This window comes from Achromobacter sp. D7-1 (genome assembly GCF_059760445.1).
Map to the genome: position 1 here is coordinate 22,016 of NZ_JCBAMT010000083.1, position 8,532 is coordinate 30,547.

General features: G+C 66.7%; 12 protein-coding genes. 4 read left to right on the plus strand and 8 right to left on the minus strand.

The annotated features are described in order from the left end of the window. Positions 1-57 precede the first annotated feature (57 nt). The 3 genes from AC6LKD_RS26625 to dprA all read right to left on the minus strand — a co-directional run bounded on the left by AC6LKD_RS26625 (position 58) and on the right by dprA (position 2,690). Positions 58-531 carry a membrane protein gene (locus AC6LKD_RS26625; RefSeq protein ID WP_041656737.1) on the minus strand — a complete coding sequence of 158 codons (474 nt, stop codon included), beginning with the start codon at positions 529-531 and terminating at the stop codon, positions 58-60. 8 nt (positions 532-539) lie between these two features. Further along, complete coding sequence (locus tag AC6LKD_RS26630; protein ID WP_492273969.1) at positions 540-1,448, minus strand: hydroxymethylglutaryl-CoA lyase; 909 nt, start codon at positions 1,446-1,448, stop codon at positions 540-542. Positions 1,449-1,577: 129 nt separating this feature from the next. Next, on the minus strand, positions 1,578-2,690 hold the full coding sequence (gene dprA / locus AC6LKD_RS26635) for a DNA-processing protein DprA (RefSeq protein WP_498117921.1): 1,113 nt from the start codon (positions 2,688-2,690) through the stop codon (positions 1,578-1,580). A 217-nt stretch (positions 2,691-2,907) separates the two neighbouring features. On the opposite strand from dprA, the gene def reads away from it, so the two are divergent. Continuing rightward, on the plus strand, positions 2,908-3,420 hold the full coding sequence (gene def / locus AC6LKD_RS26640; protein ID WP_013396699.1) for a peptide deformylase: 513 nt from the start codon (positions 2,908-2,910) through the stop codon (positions 3,418-3,420). Positions 3,421-3,447: 27 nt separating this feature from the next. Continuing rightward, positions 3,448-4,389 (plus strand): methionyl-tRNA formyltransferase, encoded by a 942-nt coding sequence (gene fmt / locus AC6LKD_RS26645; protein ID WP_013396698.1) that lies wholly within the window; start codon positions 3,448-3,450, stop codon positions 4,387-4,389. 34 nt (positions 4,390-4,423) lie between these two features. Here the strand turns inward: fmt and AC6LKD_RS26650 are convergent, their stop codons facing one another. From AC6LKD_RS26650 to AC6LKD_RS26665, 4 genes are read right to left on the minus strand one after another with little or no spacing between them, the layout of a single operon-like run. Next, positions 4,424-5,050, minus strand: coding sequence for a pyridoxamine 5'-phosphate oxidase family protein (locus AC6LKD_RS26650; RefSeq protein WP_013396697.1), 627 nt, complete (start codon positions 5,048-5,050; stop codon positions 4,424-4,426). Positions 5,051-5,067: 17 nt separating this feature from the next. Beyond that, positions 5,068-5,694, minus strand: a complete 627-nt coding sequence (locus AC6LKD_RS26655) for an HAD hydrolase-like protein (RefSeq protein WP_013396696.1) — start codon at positions 5,692-5,694, stop codon at positions 5,068-5,070. 50 nt (positions 5,695-5,744) lie between these two features. Continuing rightward, a complete protein-coding gene (locus tag AC6LKD_RS26660) occupies positions 5,745-6,311 on the minus strand; it encodes a hypothetical protein (protein WP_492273973.1) in 567 nt (188 codons plus the stop codon). 37 nt (positions 6,312-6,348) lie between these two features. Beyond that, entirely contained in the window at positions 6,349-6,936 is a 588-nt protein-coding gene (locus AC6LKD_RS26665; RefSeq protein ID WP_013396694.1) for an LOG family protein, read from the minus strand. A gap of 221 nt (positions 6,937-7,157) precedes the next feature. Here AC6LKD_RS26665 and AC6LKD_RS26670 point away from each other — a divergent pair, with 221 nt between their 5' ends. Further along, entirely contained in the window at positions 7,158-7,718 is a 561-nt protein-coding gene (locus AC6LKD_RS26670) for a ferritin-like domain-containing protein (RefSeq protein ID WP_013396693.1), read from the plus strand. Here AC6LKD_RS26670 and AC6LKD_RS26675 read toward each other — a convergent pair. Next, positions 7,715-8,116 carry a winged helix-turn-helix transcriptional regulator gene (locus tag AC6LKD_RS26675; RefSeq protein ID WP_498117922.1) on the minus strand — a complete coding sequence of 134 codons (402 nt, stop codon included), beginning with the start codon at positions 8,114-8,116 and terminating at the stop codon, positions 7,715-7,717. The genes AC6LKD_RS26670 and AC6LKD_RS26675 overlap by 4 nt on opposite strands. Before the next feature lie 81 nt (positions 8,117-8,197). Here AC6LKD_RS26675 and AC6LKD_RS26680 point away from each other — a divergent pair, with 81 nt between their 5' ends. Beyond that, a complete protein-coding gene (locus AC6LKD_RS26680) occupies positions 8,198-8,515 on the plus strand; it encodes a DMT family transporter (RefSeq protein ID WP_013396691.1) in 318 nt (105 codons plus the stop codon). The last annotated feature ends 17 nt before the right edge of the window (positions 8,516-8,532 follow it).

Here is an 8,532-nt window from a genome sequence, read left to right on the forward strand (position 1 = left end):
CGAGAATGGATTTCGCGCGCCCGGCCATCGATTGCCAGCGCGCGGAACCCCCGGGCGCTAGCCGCGCCGGTACAGTTCGGCGATCTTTACGAACGCGGTGCGCAATTCCCGCGTGCCGCCTTGAAAGATCATCGGCCGGCCGCGGTGCGTGAACACCACCAGGCGCTTGGAGAACAGCATCGGCACGAAGCGCGCGTAGCGCACGTCTTCCCAGGCGACTTCGCGGCGCGTGAACCAGGTCTGGCGCAGGCCGCGTTCGTCGATGGTGGTGATGGACGTCTGCATGTGCCAGGACACGAACAGCAGTCCCAGGAAGCACAGCGCCACCACGGCGGCCAGCAAGGTGTCGAAGGGTTGCGAAGGCGCGCGGATGGCGGTGGTGACCACCTGCACGCCCAGTACCGCCAGGATGACCCAGGTCAGGATGCGGACCCAGTCGGGCCAGGCCTGGCCCGACAAGGGCAGCGGGCCGATGGCCCGCAGCAGCGCCGCGTGGTCCTCGGCGGGGGGCGTGCCGGCGGGAGTGTTCATGGAGTCCGTCATGCCGCCCGTTTGGCGGCGATGGCGTTGCCGGCGCGGCTGGAACCCTTGCGGTTCAGATGGCCCGACATCCACTGGCCGATATCGACCACGGCGTCGAAGTCCACGCCGGTATCGATGTCCAGGCCGCGCAGCATGTACAGCACGTCTTCGGTGGCGACGTTGCCGGTGGCGCCCTTGGCGTAGGGGCAGCCGCCCAGGCCGGCCACCGAGGTGTGGAAAATCGAGATGCCGGTTTCCAGCGCCGCCAGGATATTGGCCAGCGCCTGCCCGTAGGTGTCGTGGAAGTGGCCGGAAATGCGCGCGGGATCGGCCACGCGCGTCACTGCCGTCATCACTTCGCGCACGCGCTTGGGCGTGCCCACGCCGATGGTGTCGGCCACGTCGATCTCGTCGACCTGCATCGCCAGGTAGCGCTGCGCCACGTCCACCACCGCTTCCACCGGTACTTCGCCCTGGTAGGGACAGCCCAGCGCGCAGCTGATGCTGCCGCGCACGCGGATGCCGGCGGCGCGCGCGGCTGCTACCACGGGTTCGAAGCGCGCGATCGATTCGGCGATGGAACAGTTGATGTTCTTTTGCGAGAAAGCCTCGCTGGCGGCGCCGAAGATCACGATCTCGTCGGCGCCGGCGGCCAGCGCGCCCTCGAAGCCCTTCATGTTCGGCGTCAGCACGGAATAGATGGTGCCGGGGCGGCGCTCGATGCGGGCCATGACTTCGGCGCCGTCGGCCATTTGCGGCACCCACTTGGGCGATACGAACGAGGCGGCTTCCACATTGGGGAAGCCTGCGGCGGCCAGGCGGTTGACCAGTTCCACCTTGACGTCGGTGGGCACGAATTCCTTTTCGTTCTGCAGGCCATCGCGGGGCGACACCTCGACGATCTTCACGCGGGAGGGCAAAGCCATGTCTATTCCTGTCTCGGGATGGGGTGAGCGGCGCGGCAAGGCGGCGGCGCTATCTGCACAATATTAGCGCCATAGGGCAGGCGCCGTTTTGCAGGCAAGGCGAAGGGCAACTGCCTTGGGGGAACGGCCCTATTTCAGCCGTTGATAGCGGCCGTCGTCTAGCCGGACGACACGGCCTTGCAGCTCCAGTTCGAGCAGTTGCGTTTGCAGCTTGGCGGTGTCCATGCCGTTGCGGGCCAGGATCGCGTCCAGATGCAGCGGATCGTAGCCCAGCGCGTCGAGCACGGGGTGGTCAGGCAAGGTTTCCTCCGTGGCGGGCTGGGCGCGCGCGGCAGGCGTGGGACCGCCGCCCAGCTCATCGGTGATGTCCCTGGCGGTTTCCACCAGCTTGGCGCCCTGGCGGATCAGCGCATGGCAGCCGCGCGAAAGCGGCGAATGGATGGATCCGGGAATGGCGAAGACCTCGCGTCCGCCCTCGGCGGCCAGCCGGGCCGTGATCAGCGATCCGCTTTGGCGGGCGGCTTCCACCACCAGCACGCCCCGGGCCAATCCCGCCACGATGCGGTTGCGCTTGGGGAAATGCTGCGGCAGCGCGCCCGTACCCAGAGGCAGTTCCGACACCAACGCGCCGTGCGCCGCGATGCGGTGCGCCAGGTCGCGATGCTTGGCAGGGTAGATGCGGTCTATGCCAGTGCCCATGACCGCCACCGTGCCGGCGCCCTCGGGGCCGGCGTCCAGCGCGCCTTCATGCGCCGCGCCGTCGATGCCCAGGGCCAGCCCGCTGACCACGCGCCAGCCATGTCCAGCCAGATGGCGCGCAAAGGCGCGGGCGTTCTCCTGGCCGCCGGGCGTGGCGTTGCGCGCGCCTACTACCGCCAGCGAGGGTCCCTGCAGGAATGCCGGATCGCCTGCCACATAGAGCAGGATGGGCGGATCGGCGATGGTGAGCAGGCTTTGCGGGTAAGTGGGATCGGCCAGCGTCAGGATGTGCCGCCCGGGCGCGGCGACCCATTCCAGCGCGCTTTCAACCTGCGCCGCCATCTCTTGCGGCATGGGGGCGGCGAGCTGCCGGGCCAGCGCCTCGGGCAGATGGCGCGACAAGGCCGTGGCGCGCTGGGCGTAGATCTGTTCCGGCAGGCCGAGCGCGCCTAGCAGCGTGCAGGCGGTGGCGGAGCCGATGTTCGGCTCCAGGGACAGGCGCAGCCAGGCGGCCAGTTCGGAAGGGGATTGCGTGAGCGGCATGGGGCAGGCGCGTAAGGGCGTCGATGGGGCGAGAGTGTCGCATGCGGGGCGAGCGGGTGCGGGACCCGGGGGGACCGATTTGCGGCGCGGCGCGGGCAGGAACCCCCAGGGTATATGGCAATCCGGCCAATCCTGGAATTAGCCGAAAACTATTAGAAATCAAGAGTCTAATGAATTAAACTCTTATGTAAACCTGACTACTGGCAATTCCCCCGCAATGGCTTTACTTCCTATTCTTCGTTACCCCGACCCGCGCCTGCACAAAAAGGCCAAGCCGGTCGCCGAGGTCGACGACCGCATCCGCCAACTGGTGCGCGACATGGCTGAAACCATGTACGACGCGCCGGGCGTGGGCTTGGCCGCGACCCAGGTCGACGTGCACGAGCGCGTCGTCGTGATCGACGTGTCCGAGGACAGCAACCAGTTGCTGGTCCTGATCAACCCCGAGATCACCTGGCACAGCGACGACTACAAGATCTACGAAGAAGGCTGCCTGTCGGTGCCCGGCGTCTATGACGACGTCGAGCGCGCGTCCCGCATCCGCTGCAAGGCGCTGGACGTGGACGGCAAGCCCTTCGAGTTCGAGGCCGACGGCCTGCTGGCCGTGTGTGTACAGCACGAGCTGGACCATCTGGAGGGCAAGGTGTTCGTGGAATACCTGTCCAGCCTGAAGCAGAACCGCATCAAGACCAGGCTGAAGAAGGCCGAGCGCGAAGCGCTGCGTGCTTGATTTTTTTCATTTCCCGGTCCTCTTCCCATGCGCCTAGTCTTTGCCGGCACGCCGGAATTCGCCCGTATCGCCTTTGACGCCTTGCGCGCCGCCGGCCACGAGATCCCTCTGGTCATGACCCAGCCCGACCGTCCGGCCGGGCGCGGGCTGAAGCTGACGCCCAGCCCCGTCAAGCAGGCGGCGCTGGAAGCCGGCATCGAAGTCGCCCAGCCGCGCAGCCTGCGCCTGGACGGCCGTTATCCCGAAGAGGCCAGCGAGGCGCAGGCCCTGCTGCAGCGCGTGGCGCCTGACGTGATGGTGGTGGCGGCCTATGGCCTGATCCTGCCGCAGTGGGTGCTGGATCTGCCGCGCCTGGGTTGCCTGAACATTCATGCCAGCCTGTTGCCGCGCTGGCGCGGCGCCGCGCCCATCCAGCGCGCCATCGAAGCCGGCGACGCCCAGACCGGCGTGACCATCATGCAGATGGACCAGGGCCTGGATACCGGCGACATGCTGCTGGAACGCGTGGTGCCGATCGGCGGCGATACCACCGCGGCCGAGCTGCACGATGCGCTGGCGCTGGCGGGCGGCGAGGCCATCGTTGAAGCGTTGGCCGCCCTGGCCCAGGGCGGCCTGACGCCGCGCAAGCAGCCCGAGGCCGGCGTGACCTATGCCGCCAAGCTCGACAAGGCCGAAGGCGCCCTCGACTGCACCCAGCCCGCCGGACTGCTGGCGCGCCGCGTGCGCGCCTTCAACCCCGTGCCGGGCGCCAGCATCCGCCTGCCCGGCCTGGCCGATCCGGTGAAGGTCTGGCGCGCGCAGGCGCTGGATGAGGCCACCACGGCCGCGCCCGGCAGCGTGCTGCGGGTCGACACCACAGGTATCGACATCGCCACTGGCAGCGGCGTGCTGCGCTTGCTGGAATTGCAGAAGGCGGGCGGCAAGCGCCAGCCCGTGGATGTGTTCGCGCGCGGCTGGCAGCCGGCCTGAACCTGCCGGGGCCAGGCGGCCCCGGGATTGCCCTTCAATACAAGGTGCTGGCTACGCGGGCCGGCAGTTCGCGGTCGTAGGTGACGCCGTCGAAGGTGCCTGCCGTCAGATCAGACAGGATGCAGCCCACGCTGGGCAGCGCGCTGCGCGGCACTTGCGTCGCCGGATCCCACAGCTTGGAGCGCAGCAAGGCCCGCGAGCACTGAAAGTACACGGTGTGCACGTCCACGATCAGCACCGAGCGCGGCAGCTTGCCATCCATCTCAAAGCGCGCCAACAGCGCAGGATCCACGCTGATGCGCGCAGCACCATTGACCCGCAGGGTCTCGCCCACGCCCGGCACCAGGAACAGCAGCGCGACCCGCGGGTCGGCCAGGATGTTGCGCAGGCTGTCGATGCGGTTGTTGCCGCGGCGATCCGGCAGCAGCAGCGTCTTGTCGTCTTCCACCACCACGAAGCCGGCAGGATCGCCGCGCGGCGAGGCGTCCAGCCCGTCGGGGCCCGCGGTGGCCAGCACCGCGAACGGCGCGGCTTCGATGAAGGCGCGGTAGTGCGGATGCACATGATCCACTTCCTTCTTGAGGGAGGCTTCGCCGGACGCGCCATACAGCGCCTGCAAGGCGTCTGCGTCGGTGACCAGATGGGCGGGATCGATGTGCATGGCTGGGGCTTCCAGGTTCAGGCCAGCGTGGCTGGCAGGTCGGCAACGGTCAGGAACAGTTCGTCGGGGCCGCGCTCGCGCAACGCCTCGACATGGTTATAGCCCCAGGCGACGGAGCCGATGCGCACGCCGGCCTTGCGGGCGGCGTCGATGTCGCGCATTTCGTCGCCCACCAGCAGGAAGCGCTCGGGGGCGGTGCCGTGCTGCTTGAGCAGGCGGTCAATCTTGGCGGACTTGCCGAACAGGTCGGTGCCGCATTCGTAGTCGTCGAACAGCGCGGCGGTTTCCGCGCCCAGCACGCGTTGCACGTTCTCGATGGAGTTCGAGCTGACCACCGCCAGGCGCAGCCCGCCCGCCTTCAGGCGCGCCAGCGCGTCGGGAATGCCGTCGAACAGGTGCACGCTGGGATCGATCTCCTGCATCAGCGTACGCACGTGCGCCATGATGGCGGGCAGCTTCCACAGCGGAATGCCGAGGAACTTGAGGATATCGGCGGCATCGCGGTGCCGCAGCTGCTCGCGTTCGGACGCGTCGATCTTGCGGAAGCCGTACTTGTCGGCCACCGTGTTCAGGATGGAGTTGAACCAGGGCATGGTGTCCGCCAGGGTTCCATCGAAATCAAAAGCGGCAATGTCGTATTTCAAAGCGTGAATCTCTAAAGCCTGTTGATACGGGAAACGGCCTTGCGCCGGCCCTAGCTGCCATGCGGATGCAGCAGATAGTGCACGACGGGAGCCAGGCCTTCGAGCGGCGGCGCGCCGGCCACCACGCGGGCGGCGCTGGTCCAGGGATAGTCCAGCCCCAGCAGCCAGCCGAAAACCGCTTCGGTGTCATGCGCGGGCAAGGTCACCATGGTTTCGATGGTGATGACCAGGCCGGTCGCGCGATACGGCTCGGGCTGGAACTCCCACTCATACCGGCCACAGCCCACGCGGACGTTGCCGCTGGCCTTTTCCGTCATGCCCACGATCCAGTCGCATTGGTAAGCGGGCAGACGCGCACCGGCCTCGGGCCGCGCCAGGTAGTACGTGTAGACGTTGTCGTAGGTCTGGCCGAACTTGCGCACCAGGGTGTCGGTGATCGCGGCCAGTCCGTGCGACTCGGGCGGGAAGGCAATGGCTTGCGTGCGCAATGCCATCTTCAGCACCGCGTCGGGAGCGAACGCGCGCGCCATGTAGTGCGGGCGGTTCTCGTCCTTGGCGTGAAAGTAGTCGCGCAGTACGGACTCGGTGCTGGCGGGAGTCAACGCATGGGTGGGCATTGCGGGCCTTCCGTGGTGGTCGGGTTGATGGATGGCGTCAGGCCTTGATCTGTTCGAACCACTTCGAGACATTGGGCGGTTCGTACATGGCGTAGCGGTCCAGCAGCAGGGCAGGGTCCTCTTCCACCACCAGCATGTCGCGATGCTGGGGGCGGATGAATTCTTCCTCGACCGCATGGTTCACGAACTGGACCAGCGCGTCGTAGTAGCCGGCGATGTTCAGCAGGCCGCAGGGCTTGTTGTGCATGTTCAGTTGCGCCCAGGTCCAGACCTCGAAGAACTCTTCCAGCGTGCCGGCGCCGCCCGGCAGCGCGATAAAGCCGTCGGCCTTTTCCATCATCATGGCCTTGCGCTCGTGCATGGTCTGCACCATGTGAAGCTCGGTCAGGCCGCGGTGAGCCTGCTCTTTCTTCATCAGCAGTTCGGGAATCACGCCGATCACGCGGCCGCCGGCGGCCAGCACCTCATTGGCCACCACGCCCATGATGCCCACGACCGAACCGCCGTAGACCAGTCCCAGATCGCGCTGCACCAGTTCACGGGCCAGCACGCGGGCCTGTTCGATGTAATCCGGCCGGGCGCCCGGGTTCGAGCCGCAGTACACGCAAATGTTCTTCAGAGTCATAGATCTTTGGGTGAAGCCTATCCCGTTACAGATTGCGTCACGGGTTTTCGGGAAGCCCATAGTTTACGCAAGGTTCGAAAACCATTTCGGACGCCCCGATTTCGGGGGCAGGGGCAATGTTTGGACACAGCATGTTCCGCCACGATCGGTAGACTGGGTTGTTCGGAGAGACTGGAAGCCCAGTGTCGCAGTGCTTTCACTTAACCAAGAGGAGCCACGATATGGAACAAGCAACCCGTACCCAAACACAGGCCGGCCGCCCGTTCGAGATGGACGTCAAGGCGATACGCGCGAAGGCGCGCAAGGACATCGAGTCCGGCGCGGTGACCGACACCTATCGCGCCGACCGGCAGACCGTGCTGAAGCTGCTGAACGAAGCGCTGGCCACCGAGATCGTCTGTGTGCTGCGCTATAAGCGCCATTACTTCATGGCGCGCGGGCTGAACGCCGAGCCCGTGGCCGCGGAATTCGCCGAGCACGCCACGCAGGAACAGGAGCACGCGGACCGACTGTCGGAACGCATCGTGCAATTGGGCGGCGAGCCCAACCTGTCGCCCAAGGGCCTGCTCGAGCGCAGCCATTCCGAGTACGTCGAAGGCGCCTCGCTGGAGGACATGATCAAGGAAAACCTGATCGCCGAACGCATTGCCATCGACAGCTATCGCCAGATGATCGACTACATCGGCGAGCAGGACTCCACCACGCGCCGCATGCTGGAAGAGATACTGGCCGTGGAAGAAGAGCACGCCGACGACATGTCGGACTTCCTGGCGCGCAACTAGCGCGCTTGCGGCAAGGAGGCGGCGCGCGCGTCGTGCAGGCGCGCCGCCGCGTCCAGCGCCGCATAATGCTGCTCGGCCCAGCGGTCCAGCGCGACCAGCGCCACATTCAAGGACCGGCCCAGTTCGCTCAGGCGGTAGCTCACATGCGGCGGTACGGTGCCCAGATCCTCGCGCAGCACCAGGCCGTGGCGTTCCAGTTCCCTAAGCGTCTGCGTCATGACCTTCTGCGAAATCCCGTCCAGCCTGCGCAGCAGCTCGTTGTTGCGCAAGGGGCCGTGCTCGAGCGCCGGCAGGATCAGCGGCACCCATTTGCCGGCAATCAGCTCCAGGGCGCGGCGCGAGGGACACGCGGCGTCGAATACGTCGCCAGCAGGCGAGAGTGCGGCAAGCTTTTTCATGGTTACCAAAAGGTGCGTACTTGTCCTTAGGTAACTATAGCCCTTACGCTGGCGATTCCCTAGCCCTGGCAGGAGGCCGAGATGGCCTGGTTGATTCTGGTCGCCGCGAGCGCGGTGGAAATCGTGATGGCGCTGGCCTTGAAGTATGCCGACGGCTGGACCCGTTTCTGGCCGAGCGTGATCGGCATTGCTGCCGCGCTCGGCAGCGTGTTCCTGCTGACGCTGGCCATGAAACAACTGCCCGCCGGCACGGCCTATGCCATCTGGACCGGCATAGGCTCCGTGGGCATTACCGTGCTGGGCATCATGCTGTTCGGGGATTCGCCGTCCGCCGCGCGCCTGCTGTGCATCGCGCTGATCGTGGGCGGGGTGGCGGGGCTCAAGCTGCTGGAAGCCTGAGCCGCGCGCGCGGCGGG

Bases quoted from the DNA above. Each gene is read 5' to 3' on its own strand.
- AC6LKD_RS26625 (WP_041656737.1), bottom strand. From the start codon at position 531: ATGAACACTCCCGCCGGCACGCCCCCCGCCGAGGACCACGCGGCGCTG.
- AC6LKD_RS26630 (WP_492273969.1), bottom strand. From the start codon at position 1,448: ATGGCTTTGCCCTCCCGCGTGAAGATCGTCGAGGTGTCGCCCCGCGAT.
- dprA (WP_498117921.1), bottom strand. From the start codon at position 2,690: ATGCCGCTCACGCAATCCCCTTCCGAACTGGCCGCCTGGCTGCGCCTG.
- def (WP_013396699.1), top strand. From the start codon at position 2,908: ATGGCTTTACTTCCTATTCTTCGTTACCCCGACCCGCGCCTGCACAAA.
- fmt (WP_013396698.1), top strand. From the start codon at position 3,448: ATGCGCCTAGTCTTTGCCGGCACGCCGGAATTCGCCCGTATCGCCTTT.
- AC6LKD_RS26650 (WP_013396697.1), bottom strand. From the start codon at position 5,050: ATGCACATCGATCCCGCCCATCTGGTCACCGACGCAGACGCCTTGCAG.
- AC6LKD_RS26660 (WP_492273973.1), bottom strand. From the start codon at position 6,311: ATGCCCACCCATGCGTTGACTCCCGCCAGCACCGAGTCCGTACTGCGC.
- AC6LKD_RS26665 (WP_013396694.1), bottom strand. From the start codon at position 6,936: ATGACTCTGAAGAACATTTGCGTGTACTGCGGCTCGAACCCGGGCGCC.
- AC6LKD_RS26670 (WP_013396693.1), top strand. From the start codon at position 7,158: ATGGAACAAGCAACCCGTACCCAAACACAGGCCGGCCGCCCGTTCGAG.
- AC6LKD_RS26675 (WP_498117922.1), bottom strand. From the start codon at position 8,116: ATGAAAAAGCTTGCCGCACTCTCGCCTGCTGGCGACGTATTCGACGCC.
- AC6LKD_RS26680 (WP_013396691.1), top strand. From the start codon at position 8,198: ATGGCCTGGTTGATTCTGGTCGCCGCGAGCGCGGTGGAAATCGTGATG.